We start from the raw sequence: 14857 nt of genomic DNA on the forward strand, positions 1-14857 counted from the left end.
CCGGTTGAGGCGGATTCCCATTTAAGCGGCCGACTCCTCAAATCCCGGACAACACGTGCAGAACTGGCATGATGGGACCATGAATGCCTCGCTGCCGGACGCTGATGTTGCGGGGCTTGCCGATCTGCTGGGCAGTGTCCGCGAAACGCTCAGCCGTCTCACCTTCCCCCTGGACACTCCCGGGGCTACTGCCGCCAAACTTCAAACGCGCACCGCGGCCGAGCAGCTCGACGACTACATCCTGCCCCGCATCAAGAGCCTGGACGCACCGCTCCTGGCGGTCGTAGGCGGCTCCACCGGAGCGGGCAAATCAACACTGGTGAACGCTCTGGTGGGACATCCGGTGACCCGCTCCGGACCGATCAGGCCCACTACCCGCCAACCGATCCTGCTGCACCACCCGGCGGAAGGGCACTGGTTCGCCGATGACCGCGTGCTGCCCTCGCTCACCAGACAGCGCGCCGTCGTCGTCACTGAGGAAGCGGAAACCGTGCCGGCGTCCCACATCCCTTCAACGCACGACGCCGGCAGCGCGGCCCAACTGCTGCTGCAACCGGACACGATGATCCCCCTCGGGCTTGCCCTGCTCGATGCACCGGATATCGATTCCATCGCAGACGAAAACCGCCGCCTCGCCTCACAGCTGTTGGCGGCAGCTGATCTGTGGCTGTTCGTCACTACAGCGAACCGCTATGCCGACGCCGTCCCCTGGAAGCTGCTGAGGGAAGCGGCGCAGCGTGACATTCTGCTCGCCATCGTTCTTGACCGGGTTCCGCACGGCGTGGAGGAGGAGGTGCGCGCTGATCTGCACACTCTGCTAGCCGCCGAGCAGCTGGGGCATGCTCCTATCTTCGTGGTTCCCGAAGAACAGCTTGACCCGCTCGGCATGCTCCCGCCGGAGAGCGTGGAGCCGCTGCAGCGCTGGCTGCGTACTATTTCGGCTGACGCGGAGGGTCGGCGGGAAATTGCCCGGCGCACTCTGGAGGGTGCGCTGAGGGCACTCGGGCACCGCGTGGAGAACGTTGCCGATGCCGTCGACGATCAGGCGGAAACCGCCGCACGGCTCGGGGAAGCGGCGCGTGAGTCATACGCCGCAGCGCTCGACGCCGTCCTTGAGTCGACCAAGGACGGCACCCTGCTTCGCGGTGAGGTGCTTGCCCGGTGGCAGGACTTCGTCGGTACCGGAGAGTTCATGCGCGGTCTGGAATCCACGGTTGGGCGCATCCGGGACCGGATCGGCGGATTCCTTATCGGCAAACCCCCGCGTGCGGTAACCGTCGAGGATGCAATTGAAAGCGGACTGCAGACCGTGATCGTCGAGGAAGCGGCGAAGGCTGCCGACCGCACCCAGCGGCAATGGCGAGCCGAACCTGCAGGGCGCGGGCTGCTGGATCCTGGAACCCCCGTCATGTCACCTGATTTCACCGGCACCGTCGCCCGCGAAATCCGTGCGTGGCAGAAAGATCTGTTGGACCTGGTGCGTTCCGAGGGTGCAGACAAGCGTTTCGCCGCCAGGATGCTCTCCTTCGGGGTCAACGGTGTTGCAGTGGCGCTCATGATCGTTGTATTCGCATCCACTGCCGGCCTCACGGGAGGTGAGGTCCTCATTGCAGGCGGCTCCGCCGTCGTCGGGCAGAAGCTGCTGGAGGCCATCTTCGGCGAAGAAGCGGTACGGCGGCTTACACGGACGGCGCGCATGCAGCTGCAGCAACGATGCGAGAAGCTGCTCGCAGAAGAGCGGAAGCGCTTCACCGACACGCTGCACGTACTGGCTGGGGAACCAACTTCGCAGGACCTCCGCGCACTGGCTGTGAATCTGACGCAGCGGCGCTCAGTGGCTGAGGATCTGCGGAACGACGGCGCCCTGCCGGAGGGTGGGCAGTGAGCCGGCACCGCGGAGAGGGATCATCCTCGCGACTGCAGGTTCGCCTCGAGTCGCTCAACGCAGCCCGGGAGCTGGCTGAGGGGCGGGTCGATGAGGATCAGCTCGGCGCCGTCTACGAGGTGTTGGACCGGGCGAGCTCGCGCAGGTCTCTGTCCTCAGCACACACTGTGGTGGGTATTTTCGGACCGACAGGCAGCGGCAAGTCTTCGCTGCTGAACGCGCTCACCGGAACCGATCTGGCGCGGGTTGCCGCACGCCGCCCAACGACCGCCGAACCTCTCGCAGTGATCTGGAACGAGGATGGAACCGAGGATCTGCTCGACTGGCTGCAGGTGCCCAACCGCCACGTCATGCCGGACGGCGCGCAACTGCTCGCCGTTTCCGGCGACCGCAGACGTGGCAGCAGTGACGGCGGCGTTGACGGCGGGTTGATCCTGCTCGACCTGCCGGACTTCGATTCGACGGAGCTAGGGCACCGCGTGATTGTGGAGCGTCTTGCAGGGCAGGTGGATGTCCTGCTGTGGATCACCGATCCGCAGAAATACGCGGACGCCGCCCTGCACCGGGAGTTTCTGGAACCGCTGGCAACCCACGAGTCCGTCATACTGGTTGCGTTGAATCAGTCCGACAGGCTCTCGGAATCCGACCTCACGCAGGTAACCGGATCGCTGAAACAGATTCTGGCCGCTGAAGGCCATGGCTCCGCCGTAGTCCACACGGTCTCCGCACTCACCGGAACAGGCTTGGGTGGCCTCGCCGAAGAGATCAGAACCATCGTGCGCCGGAAGGAGGCCGCGACCGGTCGGTTGTCAGCGGACGTCGACGTCGCCGTTGAATCGCTGCAGAAGTTCAGCGGCCCAGAACTTCCGCCTCCGTCGAAAGCGGCGCGTGCTGCGCTCTCGGACCGCCTCGCGGGGGCCACAGGTGCTGATGCGGTGATCGACGCCGTCGTCCGTTCCTACCGCCGGGACGCCCACGCTGTCACGGGGTGGCCGGTAACGCGCTGGCTCGGCAGACTCCGCTCGGATCCGCTGCGGCGCCTCAACCTCCGGCGTGGGGACGTGCAGGACTTCGTCGGCCGGACGTCCCTCCCGGAACCCGGCCCGGCGCAGCGGGCGTCCGTTGACCGGGCGTTGAGAACGTTCGGCGACGAGCTCTCAGCCGGTGCGGTGGAACCGTGGCGGACAGCCATTCGCGACGCAGCGAAGAGCCCTGAACCGGAGCTTCTGGAGCATCTGGATGAGGCTGTTGCCCGCACTGATTTCGCCTCCGGTTCACGCGCCTGGTGGTGGCCGGTGGCCGGGGTGCTGCAATGGTTCTTCCTGGCCGCGATGGTGGTGGGAATCGGTTGGCTGGCGCTGCTGGCAGCGCTGGCGTTCCTGCAGTTTCCTGTTCCGGAATCACCGACCGTAGAGGGGATTCCCGTTCCGACGCTGCTGGCCGTAGGGGGAGTGGCAGCAGGCATAGCGATCGGCATTCTGTGTGCCGGGCTGGCTCGCCTCGGAGCCCGGAGGCGGGGAAAGCGCGTACGACGGCGGCTGGTCGCCTCGATCAGCGAGACCACAGAGACGGTGGCGGTTGGGCCGGCGGCGGCGGAGATCGAACGCTACAACGGCTTCGTCCGCGCTGTGGCTGCAGCGGGTTCACGCCGGTAAGTCAGCCCTGCAGGGCGGCGAGCACCTTCTGCAGCGTGCGCAGGTTTCGCGTGGTCGTTGCCCTTTTGAAGGCAGCCCGGTTGGTGAAGGCGTTGAGCGGACTGTCCAGGGTTCCGCCCTTCGGCGTCTGCCAGGCAGCGGCGATGGTCCCGAGGGGCTGGACCGGTTCATTGATCGAGAAAGCGAACTCGACCATCCCGGTCAGCACGGCGGGGTCGGAGAAGAGCGTGAGGTAGGTGTGCGTGTCTGGATCGTCCGCTGGAAAGGGACAGTCCTCAACAATGCTTCCCACGGTGGCGGCGTCCAGCACAACCACCCAGGCTTCATACCCGAAGCGCTGCCGCAGCGATTGTTCGCTTTGGAATTTCAGCTCATCCGCTGTGAGGTCGCTGCTGCAGACGACGTTGCCGGACGCCAGCAAGGTTCTCACACCGGAGACAGGGAGCCCCTCAAAGGTTGCCCGGAGGTCTGCTGACTTGATGGTGACGCCGCCTACGTTGACGCCGCGCAGAAAGACCGCATATCTGGTCATGAGGTCAGCCTAGCGCGCTCCAGGTTCCAGGAAATTTCGGGCAGCTGCGGCGACGTGGTCAGCATCCGAAGCCGCCATAGATGCGCAAAAGTTCCGTTATTCCGCGGACTTGCCGATTGCGTTGGTCAGCTGGAGTGCGGCGGTCACAACAACCTCGGCATGGATCCTGCCGGGCTGGCGAGTGAGGCGTTCAATGGGTCCGGAGATCGACACGGCGGCGATGACGCGCCCGGAAGGGCCGCGCACCGGGGCCGAAACCGAGGCGACCCCGGCCTCACGTTCACCGAGGCTCTGAGCCCACCCCCGCCGTCGTACTCCTGCCAGCACGGTGGGCGTGAACCGTGCGTTCTGGAGGCCCTGGAGAAGGCGGTCGTGATCTTCCCAGGCGAGGAGGCACTGGGCGGCTGATCCGGCTCTCATCGATAATTGGGTACCTACCGGAATGGTGTCGCGCAGGCCGATCGGGCGTTCGGCAGAGGCGACGCAGACCCGTGCGTCTCCCTGGCGCCGGAAGAGCTGGGCGCTCTCGCCGGTTGCATCGCGCAACTGGAGGAGGACGGGACCGGCGGAGGCAATCAGCCGATCCTCTCCTGCGGCGGAGGCTAGCTCCACAAGGCGGCTACCCAGCACAAACCTGCCCTGGATATCCCTGCTGACCAGTCGGTGGTGAACCAGCGCGAGGGCGAGCCGGTGAACTGTCGGACGTGCCAGGCCGGTGGACGTAACCAGTTGGGCGAGCGTAGTTGGGCCGGCTTCCAACGCGTCCAGAACAAGAGCCGCTTTATCAATGACGCCGACACCACTAGAATTGTCCATAGACTGATATTGCCGTCTCATTATCTGAGACGCAAGTGTTCGGAGTGGCGCGCATGGACACGCTCCTGCTTCAGTTATTGAAAGATCTGATCAAGGCACGCGGAGGAACCGGCCATGGGCAAGACGCTCGCAGAAAAAGTCTGGGAATCGCATATTGTGCGCAAGGGTGAGGTTGTCAATGGACAGGCCGAGCCGGACCTGCTGTACGTTGACCTGCACCTCGTCCATGAGGTCACCTCCCCGCAGGCGTTCGAGGGCCTCCGCTTGGCCGGCCGGAAGCTGCGCCGGCCGGATCTGACAATTGCCACCGAGGACCACAACACTCCGACGATCGACATTGACAAGCCGATCGCGGACGTGACGAGCCGCACGCAAATAGAGACCCTGCGCGCCAACTGCAAGGAGTTCGGTGTCCGGCTGCACTCGCTGGGGGACGCGCAGCAGGGCATCGTTCACATCATCGGTCCGCAGCTCGGCCTCACCCAGCCCGGACTCACCGTGGTGTGTGGAGACTCGCATACCTCCACGCACGGCGCCTTCGGAGCGCTGGCCATGGGCATTGGAACCTCCGAGGTCGAGCACGTCATGGCCACCCAGTCCCTTTCCCTGAACCCGTTCAAGACCATGGCGATCAACGTCGAGGGGACGCTCAAGCCGGGCGTTACGTCCAAGGACATCATCCTGGCTGTCATCGCCAAGATCGGAACCGGCGGCGGGCAGGGTTATGTCCTGGAGTACCGGGGCTCCGCTATCCGTGCCCTGTCCATGGACGCCCGCATGACCATCTGCAACATGTCGATCGAGGCCGGAGCCCGGGCCGGCATGGTTGCACCGGATGACACCACCTTCAAGTACCTCAAGGGTCGTCCCCACGCACCGCAGGGTGAGGACTGGGACGCCGCCGTCGAGAACTGGCGCACGCTTCGAACCGACGATGACGCGGTGTTCGACGCGGAGGTCTTCCTGGACGCGGATGAGCTCGAACCATTCGTCACGTGGGGAACCAACCCCGGTCAGGGCGTCTCGCTCAGCCAGGCAGTCCCGTCTCCGGATGACTTCGCCGACGAAAATGAGAAGGCGGCCTGCAGCCGGGCGCTGGAGTACATGGCCCTTGAAGCCGGTACGCCAATGAAGGACATCCGGGTGGACACCGTCTTCCTGGGTTCGTGCACCAACAGCCGCGTTGAGGACCTGCGGCTGGCAGCGGACATCATTCGTGGACGGCAGAAAGATCCGGACATCCGCATGATGGTGGTGCCCGGTTCCGCCCGCGTGCGCCTTGAGGCTGAGGCAGAGGGACTGGATAAGGTTTTCAAGGAATTCGGTGCGGAATGGCGCTTCGCCGGGTGCTCGATGTGTCTGGGCATGAACCCGGACCAGCTGGCGCCGGGGGAGAGGTGCGCGTCGACATCGAACCGCAACTTCGAAGGCCGTCAGGGCAAGGGCGGGCGGACGCACCTGGTTTCTCCCGTCGTCGCGGCAGCCACTGCCGTGCGCGGAACGCTGAGTTCGCCTTCCGATCTGGACCCCGTACCGCCCGCCGCGGCGGTGCAGGCCGGAAACAGCTCCACCATCCACGCTGCCTGAGACCGGGGCAAGAGGAGAAGACCATGGAAAAGATCACTACACACACCGGGATCGGCGTTCCCCTGCGGCAGAGCAACGTGGACACTGACCAAATCATCCCGGCCGTCTACCTGAAACGGATCACCCGAACCGGGTTCGAAGACGCGCTGTTCGCCGCATGGCGGAAGGACGAGAACTTCATCCTCAACCGGGAGCCGTTCAACCACGGTTCGGTGCTGGTTGCAGGACCTGACTTCGGTACCGGGTCCTCCCGGGAGCACGCCGTCTGGGCCTTGAAGGATTTCGGTTTCAGGGCTGTGCTCGCGTCGCGGTTCGCCGATATCTTCCGCGGTAACTCCGGCAAGCAGGGGCTCGTAGCCGCTCAGGTGGCCCAGGACGACATCGAGCTGATCTGGAAAGAGCTCGAGAACCATCCGGGCACCGAGATTACAGTCGACCTCGAGTCACGTCTGGTTACCTGCGGGGCGATCATCGCCGGGTTCCAGATCGATGACTACACACGCTGGCGTCTCCTGGAAGGGCTCGATGACATTGGACTGACGCTGCGCCATGAAGAGGCCATCACCGCTTATGAAGCCGTGCGCCCGAGCTTCAAGCCCACAACCCTGCCTGCCCGAACCTGACCTGGTTCACCGGTGCAAGGAAAATCACGTCCCGCACCGGAATTTCGGACTGAGCCGGGCTGTTTGCACTCCGTGAAGGGACCAACACGGTCCCGCTGACAAGCCGTCGGTATTTCAGTCTGGTAACAGTAGCTCCTATGCTTAGCAGGAGTCTTATCTGCTGTTGGGGCTTACACGTTGAAGGAAATAGGTGTTCATGGGTAGCGTTCTGACAATCCGTGGTGGTGTCCCTCTCGCAGGCAAGGTCACCGTCCGCGGTGCCAAGAATCTGGTACCGAAAGCGATGGTCGCCGCGCTTCTGGGGAACTCTCCGTCGGTTCTCAGGAACGTCCCTGAGATCAAGGACGTCGAGGTCGTCACCAGCCTTTTGAAGCTGCATGGCGTCGAGGTGAGCAAGGATCCGGTCACCGGAGACCTCACTATGGATCCCGCCAACGCCAAAATGGCAGCGTCGAAGGACATCGACGCGCACGCCGGCGATTCCCGCATTCCCATTCTCTTTTGTGGTCCGCTCATGCACAGCATCGGTGAGGCATTCATCCCCGACCTGGGTGGATGCAAAATTGGCGACCGGCCCATTGACTACCACCTTCAGGTGTTGCGGAATTTCGGTGCCGTGGTCGACAAGCGTCCCGGCGGGATCTCGATCTCCGCGCCCAAGGGTCTCCACGGAGCAAAGCTCGAGCTGCCGTACCCGAGTGTCGGTGCCACCGAGCAGGTGCTGCTGACCGCCACCCGCGCAGAGGGCATCACCGAGCTCAAGGGCGCAGCCGTTGAGCCGGAGATCATGGATCTCATCGCCGTGCTGCAGAAGATGGGCGCCATCATCACCGTGCAGACGGACCGGACAATCCGGATCGAGGGAGTGGCCGAGTTGGGCGGCTTCAACCACAAGGCCATCTCCGATCGCAATGAGACGGCGTCGTGGGCTTCTGCTGCTCTGGTAACGCGCGGCGACATCTATGTTGAAGGTGCACGCCAGCTGGACCTCACCGCCTTCCTGAACACATACCGCAAAATCGGCGGTGCCTTCGATGTGAATGACGACGGCATCCGTTTCTACCACCCGGGCGGCAAGCTCTCGCCTCTGGTTCTGGAGACGGACGTCCACCCCGGTTTCATGACTGACTGGCAGCAACCGCTGGTGGTTGCGCTTACGCAGGCGGAGGGCGTCTCGATCGTGCACGAGACCGTGTATGAGAACCGCTTCGGCTTCACTGACGCCCTCGTGCGCATGGGCGCCAACATTCAGGTGCACCGCGAATGCCTCGGCAGCGTCCCCTGCCGATTCGGCCAGCGGAACTTCCTGCATTCAGCCGTCATCTCCGGGCCTGTGCAACTGCACGGAACCGATATCGACGTGCCGGATCTTCGCGGCGGATTCAGCCACCTCATTGCCGCATTGGCGGCGAACGGAACTTCCCGCGTCACCGGTATCGAGCTCATCAACCGCGGTTACGAGCGGTTCCAGGACAAGCTTGAAGGACTCGGCGCTGATTTTGACGTCGCCGAAACGGCAGACGCGGGAATCGGCCGCTGAACGCGGCCGCACACAGCATGACCGAACCCGCTTCGTCCCGCGCAACCTTCGCGATTCTAGCCACCATTCTCCGGCCCCTCATGAATGCAATGATGGCCAAGGAATGGAAAGGCGCCGAGAACCTCCCACGCGACACCGGCTTCATCGTGTGCCCCAACCACGTCACGGAGATCGACCCAATTGTGATCGGGCATTTCCTCTACAACAACAAGGTGCTGCCGCACTTCCTCGCGAAAGCATCGCTGTTCAAGGTTCCGGTATTCGGCGCCGCGTTGCGTGCCACACTGCAGGTGCCGGTGGAACGGACGACGGCGGGAGCCAACCACTCGCTCGATGTCGCCAGAGAGGCGATCGACGGCGGCGGAGGAATCATCATCTACCCCGAAGGGACGCTGACGAGGGATCCTGACATGTGGCCCATGAAGGGCCGCACCGGTGCTGCGCGCCTGGCCCTTCAGACGGGTGCGCCGGTTGTTCCCATTGCACACTGGGGCGCGCAGGAGGTTTTTCCGCGCTACGCGAAGCGCCTCTACCTGTTTCCGCGCAAGAAGTCCCGCGTCCTCGTGGGGAAGCCTGTGGACCTCTCTGAGTTCCACGGCGGCCCCATTACCCGTACCACGCTGGATGCGGCAACTACCCGCATCATGGATGCGCTGACCGAGCTCGTTGCCGAGCTGCGCGGCGAAACACCGCCGGCCCAGCGGTGGGACCCTGCGTCAAAGAACCAGAAGCAGACGGGTCGAAACTTCCGGTCGCCTGCGGGTGAGGCTCAGTGACCCGTCGGCCTCCCGCCGTCGTTGCCGTTCTGGGCTCCGGTAGCTGGGGGACCACGTTCGCGAAGGTGCTGGCTGACGCCGGTGAGAGTGCTGACACACAGGTGCGCCTGTGGGCGCGTCGCGGGGAGATCGCCGATGAAATCAACACCCACCACACAAACAGCCGCTACCTTGCCGAGACGGTATTACCTGACAACATCAGCTGCTCCACTGATACTGCTGCCGTCCTTGACGGCGTGGAGCTCGTGGTCATTGCGGTGCCGGCTCAGTCCCTTCGCTCGCAGCTTTCAGCCTGGAAGCCGTTGATCTCACCGGATGCAGTGGTCGTTTCGCTGATGAAGGGCCTGGAAGTCGGCACCGACGCGCGCATGAGCCAGGTTCTTGCCGAAGAACTCGGCCTTCCCGAGGACCGCATCGCCGTTGTCTCCGGTCCCAATCTGGCCATGGAGATCGCCCGCTGTGAGCCGACCGCCTCTGTGGTGGCCTGCCCGGATGCCGAAGTGGCCACGTGGATTGCCGCAGCCTGCACGGCAACATATTTCCGGCCGTATACCAACACCGATGTGGTCGGGGTGGAAATCGGCGGCATCGTGAAGAACGTCATCGCACTGGCGGTCGGCATTTGCGAGGGCAAGCAGATGGGGGATAACACCAAGGCCTCGGTCATCACGCGTGGTCTCACCGAGACAACGCGGCTCGCCGTTGCGCTGGGTGGGGAACCGGAGACAATGTCCGGGCTTGCCGGTATGGGAGACCTCATCGCCACGTGTTCATCCGCGCTCTCACGTAACCACACGGCTGGCAGGCTGCTGGGCCAGGGGCTCAGCCTTGATGAAGTAACAGCGCACATGAACCAGACGGCCGAGGGCATCAAATCCGCACAGGCGGTGCTTGATCTCGCGCACCAACTCAAGGTCTATATGCCCATTACGGATAGTGTTGTTGCGGTACTTCAGGGCAACCTGTCCGTACATGATCTCGGCCCGCGACTGCTGGCCCGCGAACTGAAATCCGAAGGCTGATTGTGACCCTATCTGCGAAGCCCCGCGTCCTTGTGCTCTTCGGCGGGCGCTCGAGTGAACATGCAGTGAGCTGCGTGACTGCCGCAGGCGTGCTGGAAGCGATTGACCGCAGCAAGTATGAGGTCGTTCCGGTGGGTATTGCGAAGAACGGTCAGTGGTCATTGGTGTCCCTGGATCCGTCCCAGTGGTCGCTGCGCTCGACAGTGCTTCCGGAGGTTCCGGTGTCGCCGGAGTCCGTGGTGCTGGCAACAGCTTCCGACGGCGGTGCAGCACAGGAACTCGTGGCAACCGCAACGGAACGGATGCCACGCAGCCTTGGCGCAGTGGATGTCGTGCTGCCGCTGCTGCACGGCCCCTTCGGCGAGGACGGCACCCTCCAGGGAATGCTCGAGATGGCCGACATCCGTTACGTCGGCGCAGGCGTTCTGGCGTCCGCCGTGGGGATGGACAAGCATTATATGAAGGTCGTATTTGCCTCCGCGGGACTTAGCGTCGGTCCGTACGAGGTGCTCACCGACCGGGAATGGTCACGCAACCGTTCAGGATGCCTTGAACGTGCCGGGAAGCTCGAATTCCCGGTCTTCGTCAAGCCGGCCCGCGCGGGTTCGTCGATGGGCATCTCGCGGGCGGCCTCTCCGGCGGAACTTGAGGCAGCCGTGGAAACCGCGCGCCAGTTCGACCCGAAGGTGATCGTCGAGGCCGGGATCACTGGCCGGGAGATCGAGGTCGCGGTCCTGCAGGGTCGGGGCCTGGATGAGCCGCGCACCAGCCTGCCTGGGGAGGTTGCAGTCCAGCCCGGGGAGCACGAGTGGTATGACTTCGAGGCAAAATACGTTGACGGTGCCGCAGCGGAGCTGAGCTGCCCGGCTGACCTCCCGCCGGATGTCACGGATCGTGTTCGGGCGCTGGCTGCCCATGCATTCGACGCACTTGGCACCGAGGGGCTTGCCCGGGTTGACTTCTTCTACACTCCTGCCGGCGAGCTCATCATCAACGAGATCAACACGATGCCCGGCTTCACCCCGATCAGCATGTACCCGCAAATGTGGGCAAAGTCGGGGCTGACCTACACTGAACTGATCGACGAACTCATCGAGCTGGCGCTCGAACGCAAGACGGGCCTGCGCTAGGCGCAGCCGGGACCAGTTCATGGACGAGCCAAGGCGGCCTACCCTCCGTGATATCGCCCTCGCGGCGGGTCTTTCCAAAGCAGCCACGTCCTACGCGCTGCGGGGGATTCGTGGCTCTGAGAAAACCATTGCCCGGGTACAGGGCATCGCCCGGGACATGGGTTGGACTGCGGATCCGGTAGCCCGCGCCCTCGCGGGAGGCCGCAGCGGAAACGTGGCAATCATCGGATCGCTGGGAGACCTCTGGCGTCAGGGCCTTGCGGTGATGCTGTCTGAGGCGCTGCACGAGCAAGGGATGTTTTCGGCAATCTCCGACGTCGATACATCCCCTGAACGCGAGCGGAACGCGCTGCGCGCCCTCACGCTTCGCCGGGTGGATGCAGCAATAGTGCTACCGGTGGATCCATCCGCGCTCTACTGGGCTGAGGTTCCCGAGCGAATTCAACTGGTATCGATCGGGGACGCGCTCCTGCACCGGCCGGTTGCACACACCGTACTGTTCGACAATGAGTACGGGATCAGCACCGCACTCGGACACCTCGCCGAACTGGGGCATCAGTCCATCGGGCTTCTTGCGCCGTCGTTGCCGTCGACGCCCGGCCGCCCGGCGCAACTGCTGGTGCAGCAACTGGGCCAGGAGAGGGGAATGAGCGTTGCCGTTGCGTCGTCGGCGTCCTCAGTTGCCGGTGCAGCGGAAGCGGCAACGGCCCTCCTTGCCCGTAAAGCGCGTCCGACGGCGTTGCTGTGCCTGAGTGATTCGCTCGCCTTCGGCGCGTACCGGGCCGCCAGGTCCCTTAATCTGGACATCCCCCGAGACGTCTCGATTCTGGGCTTCGACGATAGCGAGTTGGCTCCCCTCATCAGCCCCGCCCTCACCACCTTTGGCTGGGACGAAGCCGCGATTGTGGCCGCCGGAATTGAGTCAGTGGTGAACGACGATGCTCCGGCCTCTGTCTCGTTCCGCCCCGAGTTCCTCGTGCGAAGCTCAACCGGGCGCTGCACTTCTGCGCCTTAGCCGGCAGATGCCTACAGTGCGTGAATGCGCCAGCCGACCGAGTGGGATGCGCCGGGTTCGAGCACGATCAGGTCCGTCCCCGAGTTGAACGCGTCCGGCGGGCAGGTCATAGGCTCAGCGGCCAGGCCGAGCCGCGAGACCGCTGGATCCGGCTTGTCCGCTGTGTGAATCTGTACCCAGGGGCAGCCACGGTCGAAGGTGATGGCCGTTCCCTTGCCGTCTGAAGCGCGCACCGAGACGGTGGCGGTGGCGTCGTCGTCGTAGTTGATGCCCGTGTAGGCGTGGTCCACGAATGTGTCCCCGATGAGGCGAGGCTCGCGGAAATCAAAGTGCGACGACGCGACGTCGGTCAGTTCCATCGGGATCAGCCGGTCTTCGGTCACCTGGAGGACCGATGACGCCGGCACCTCCAGCGTCCAGTCGTCCACCAGTCCTTCGCCGGCTACCAGGTAAGGATGCGCCGACGCCCCATAGGGTGCTGCTGACGGGCCTGGATTCGCGGCGGTGATCGTAGTGGTGAGGCCGCTGTCGTCGAGGGAGTAGAGCACTTCGACCTCAAGCCGGAACGGGTATCCCTTCTGCGGGATAACGGATGCGCTCAGGCGGACCGAGGCCGGCGCCTGGCCTGCGAGCGTCCAGTCCACCCACCCGAGGAGGCCGTGAATGGCGTGGGAGCGCTGAGGCTCGGTGAGGGCGAGCTGATGTGCCGCGCCGTTGAATGAGTACTTGCCGTCCACCACCCGGTTGGGCCAGGGCGCCAGCACCGCGCCGCGGAAGGAGGGACGGATCTCCTCGGCATCATAGGGGACCACGAGGTCGCGGTCGTTCCGGCGTAGGTACCGCAGGGTTGCTCCGACGCTGGCGATCGACGCCGTGTACGCGCCGTGCTGGAGGGTGTACTGGGTACCGGACAGTGGAGTGGAATCGGTGGTCTTCATCGAACCCAAGTCTAGGGCGTGGCCTCTCCGACGTGGCATTTTCAGGACACAGGTCAGGCCGTGTCCACCAGTTTCGCGTACACCACCAGGTTGTCCTCAAACTCGCCCGACGACGCCGCGAAGCCATCACAGGTGATGAGCCGCAGTTCCGCCTGGTCCACCGGGAAGTAGGCGGCTTTCGTAGGGAACTCGTTCTTGGAACAAACCTCGCTCTGATAGACCTCGAAGATAGCGGTTGAGCCGTCTTCACGATCCACCGTGATCCGGTCTCCCGGTCTCCCGGTTTCAAGGCTTCGAGGTTGTAGAACACCGGTTTCGAGGCGTCCATCGCCAGCTCCATCTCTGGCGGCGCATCGGCAGCGGACGACGACGGCACCTCAGAAGGTGTGGACGGCGGTGTCGGCGCCACCGGGGAGGGCGACGATGAGGCGGTGTGCGCGTTCCCGGACGGTTCCCCGCCCGTACCGCAGGAGGTCAAAGGCAGGAAGAGGAGCGCCGCCCCCGCGGCAAGGCGGAGGCGGCGATCCCGAGCACTGTTGTTCATGAGTGCTCAGCGGTCGGCAACCATGCGCCGGCGAACTGCGTACGACCGTTCCGGCAGCAAGGGCGTCCTGGGTTTCCCGGTTCAGCTCAAACGTCCGCTCGTAGGTGTAGCTGCTGCCCGAAGGGGCAACGGTTACATCCGTGCCGGCAGCAGGTCCGGTGCTGCCCTCGAGGGACAGGGTGGTACCGATTGAGCCGTAGGCGCCGGTCGCGTGATCGGCCATTGCAGGTGCTGCTGCCATGGTGGTGAGCCGACGACGGCCGCTAACCTTCCGAGGGCAGGTCCACCGTGTCATTCAGGCTCAGGCACTGCTCGGTCTGCTCGACCTGAGAAACTGCGCCGCCGAGGTCAACCAGAACCGTACTGGAAGCGACCTGGTTCGGATCGAAGAGAACTTCCACGGCCGGGTCGCGGCCATACGTGGTGGCTGTCCAGATGTCATTTTCCGTGGATTCCTGGATGATCCAATCCACATCGTTCACCGACGCGCAGGCATCGGTGGTGGGTCCCGGAATCTGGACACCGCAGCGCAGGACAACCTGCGACGGGTCACCCCATGCTGCTGTTGCCTGGCTGTTGGTTTCACGCAGTTCGTTGCCTGCGACCTGCTCGGGCAGCGCGATCATCACGCTCGCGCAGGCCGGGTTGACCGCATCCGGAGCAGCATCGACATCGACAATGGGGGAGCATGCGCTCAGCGACGCCGCGAGGAGTAAAGCGGCGACCGGCATGAAGGAACGCGGTTTCAGAGGCATTGACCCAGTTTATGGGTGTTTCAGGCGGCAAGGACCCGA

The 14857-nt window shown here is 64.2% G+C and carries 14 protein-coding genes and 1 pseudogene; 9 read left to right on the top strand and 6 right to left on the bottom strand.

Annotation, left to right across the window (positions count from 1 at the left end; translation table 11 throughout):
* Positions 1 to 79 precede the first annotated feature (79 nt).
* The gene (locus tag P4U43_RS09220; RefSeq protein WP_277358475.1) at positions 80 to 1885 is read left to right on the top strand and encodes a dynamin family protein; all 1806 of its coding nucleotides are present in this window, start codon (positions 80 to 82) and stop codon (positions 1883 to 1885) included.
* Complete coding sequence (locus tag P4U43_RS09225) at positions 1882 to 3540, top strand: GTPase family protein (protein ID WP_277358476.1); 1659 nt, start codon at positions 1882 to 1884, stop codon at positions 3538 to 3540. Before P4U43_RS09220 ends, P4U43_RS09225 begins: the two co-directional genes overlap by 4 nt.
* Before the next feature lies 1 nt (position 3541).
* Here P4U43_RS09225 and P4U43_RS09230 read toward each other — a convergent pair whose 3' ends face one another.
* Together P4U43_RS09230 and P4U43_RS09235 are read right to left on the bottom strand one after the other, a co-directional pair.
* Positions 3542 to 4072 (bottom strand): DUF1697 domain-containing protein, encoded by a 531-nt coding sequence (locus P4U43_RS09230; RefSeq protein WP_277358477.1) that lies wholly within the window; start codon positions 4070 to 4072, stop codon positions 3542 to 3544.
* Positions 4073 to 4168: 96 nt separating this feature from the next.
* Positions 4169 to 4888, bottom strand: a complete 720-nt coding sequence (locus tag P4U43_RS09235; protein ID WP_056548220.1) for an IclR family transcriptional regulator — start codon at positions 4886 to 4888, stop codon at positions 4169 to 4171.
* A 114-nt stretch (positions 4889 to 5002) separates the two neighbouring features.
* Here P4U43_RS09235 and leuC point away from each other — a divergent pair, with 114 nt between their 5' ends.
* The 7 genes from leuC (at position 5003) to P4U43_RS09270 (ending at position 12581) form a co-directional block, all read left to right on the top strand.
* The gene (gene leuC / locus P4U43_RS09240; protein WP_277358478.1) at positions 5003 to 6475 is read left to right on the top strand and encodes a 3-isopropylmalate dehydratase large subunit; all 1473 of its coding nucleotides are present in this window, start codon (positions 5003 to 5005) and stop codon (positions 6473 to 6475) included.
* A 23-nt stretch (positions 6476 to 6498) separates the two neighbouring features.
* Entirely contained in the window at positions 6499 to 7098 is a 600-nt protein-coding gene (leuD, locus tag P4U43_RS09245; RefSeq protein ID WP_277358479.1) for a 3-isopropylmalate dehydratase small subunit, read from the top strand.
* 196 nt (positions 7099 to 7294) lie between these two features.
* Positions 7295 to 8638, top strand: coding sequence for a UDP-N-acetylglucosamine 1-carboxyvinyltransferase (gene murA / locus P4U43_RS09250; RefSeq protein WP_056548381.1), 1344 nt, complete (start codon positions 7295 to 7297; stop codon positions 8636 to 8638).
* Positions 8639 to 8655: 17 nt separating this feature from the next.
* Positions 8656 to 9414 carry a lysophospholipid acyltransferase family protein gene (locus tag P4U43_RS09255; RefSeq protein ID WP_277358480.1) on the top strand — a complete coding sequence of 253 codons (759 nt, stop codon included), beginning with the start codon at positions 8656 to 8658 and terminating at the stop codon, positions 9412 to 9414.
* Positions 9411 to 10436, top strand: a complete 1026-nt coding sequence (locus P4U43_RS09260) for an NAD(P)H-dependent glycerol-3-phosphate dehydrogenase (RefSeq protein ID WP_277358481.1) — start codon at positions 9411 to 9413, stop codon at positions 10434 to 10436. The genes P4U43_RS09255 and P4U43_RS09260 overlap by 4 nt, the downstream gene beginning before the upstream one ends.
* Positions 10433 to 11566 (top strand): D-alanine--D-alanine ligase family protein, encoded by a 1134-nt coding sequence (locus P4U43_RS09265; protein ID WP_404800718.1) that lies wholly within the window; start codon positions 10433 to 10435, stop codon positions 11564 to 11566. The genes P4U43_RS09260 and P4U43_RS09265 overlap by 4 nt, the downstream gene beginning before the upstream one ends.
* Before the next feature lie 19 nt (positions 11567 to 11585).
* Positions 11586 to 12581 (top strand): LacI family DNA-binding transcriptional regulator, encoded by a 996-nt coding sequence (locus P4U43_RS09270; protein WP_277358483.1) that lies wholly within the window; start codon positions 11586 to 11588, stop codon positions 12579 to 12581.
* Between the two features lie 11 nt (positions 12582 to 12592).
* Here the strand turns inward: P4U43_RS09270 and P4U43_RS09275 are convergent, their stop codons facing one another.
* From P4U43_RS09275 to P4U43_RS09290, 4 genes and pseudogenes are all read right to left on the bottom strand, one after another.
* Complete coding sequence (locus tag P4U43_RS09275) at positions 12593 to 13519, bottom strand: aldose 1-epimerase family protein (RefSeq protein ID WP_277358484.1); 927 nt, start codon at positions 13517 to 13519, stop codon at positions 12593 to 12595.
* A 53-nt stretch (positions 13520 to 13572) separates the two neighbouring features.
* A pseudogene (locus P4U43_RS09280) lies at positions 13573 to 13800 on the bottom strand (sortase domain-containing protein); the annotation flags it as partial.
* Positions 13801 to 13896: 96 nt separating this feature from the next.
* A complete protein-coding gene (locus P4U43_RS09285; RefSeq protein ID WP_277358485.1) occupies positions 13897 to 14304 on the bottom strand; it encodes a hypothetical protein in 408 nt (135 codons plus the stop codon).
* Between the two features lie 22 nt (positions 14305 to 14326).
* Positions 14327 to 14818, bottom strand: coding sequence for a DUF3515 domain-containing protein (locus P4U43_RS09290; protein WP_277358486.1), 492 nt, complete (start codon positions 14816 to 14818; stop codon positions 14327 to 14329).
* Positions 14819 to 14857 lie beyond the last annotated feature (39 nt).

It is taken from the genome of Arthrobacter vasquezii, from assembly GCF_029455255.1.
Taxonomy (GTDB): Bacteria; Actinomycetota; Actinomycetes; order Actinomycetales; family Micrococcaceae; genus Arthrobacter_D; species Arthrobacter_D parietis.

Bases quoted from the DNA above. Each gene is read 5' to 3' on its own strand.
- P4U43_RS09220 (WP_277358475.1), top strand. From the start codon at position 80: ATGAATGCCTCGCTGCCGGACGCTGATGTTGCGGGGCTTGCCGATCTG.
- P4U43_RS09230 (WP_277358477.1), bottom strand. From the start codon at position 4,072: ATGACCAGATATGCGGTCTTTCTGCGCGGCGTCAACGTAGGCGGCGTC.
- P4U43_RS09235 (WP_056548220.1), bottom strand. From the start codon at position 4,888: ATGGACAATTCTAGTGGTGTCGGCGTCATTGATAAAGCGGCTCTTGTT.
- leuC (WP_277358478.1), top strand. From the start codon at position 5,003: ATGGGCAAGACGCTCGCAGAAAAAGTCTGGGAATCGCATATTGTGCGC.
- leuD (WP_277358479.1), top strand. From the start codon at position 6,499: ATGGAAAAGATCACTACACACACCGGGATCGGCGTTCCCCTGCGGCAG.
- murA (WP_056548381.1), top strand. From the start codon at position 7,295: ATGGGTAGCGTTCTGACAATCCGTGGTGGTGTCCCTCTCGCAGGCAAG.
- P4U43_RS09255 (WP_277358480.1), top strand. From the start codon at position 8,656: ATGACCGAACCCGCTTCGTCCCGCGCAACCTTCGCGATTCTAGCCACC.
- P4U43_RS09270 (WP_277358483.1), top strand. From the start codon at position 11,586: ATGGACGAGCCAAGGCGGCCTACCCTCCGTGATATCGCCCTCGCGGCG.
- P4U43_RS09275 (WP_277358484.1), bottom strand. From the start codon at position 13,519: ATGAAGACCACCGATTCCACTCCACTGTCCGGTACCCAGTACACCCTC.
- P4U43_RS09285 (WP_277358485.1), bottom strand. From the start codon at position 14,304: ATGGCAGCAGCACCTGCAATGGCCGATCACGCGACCGGCGCCTACGGC.
- P4U43_RS09290 (WP_277358486.1), bottom strand. From the start codon at position 14,818: ATGCCTCTGAAACCGCGTTCCTTCATGCCGGTCGCCGCTTTACTCCTC.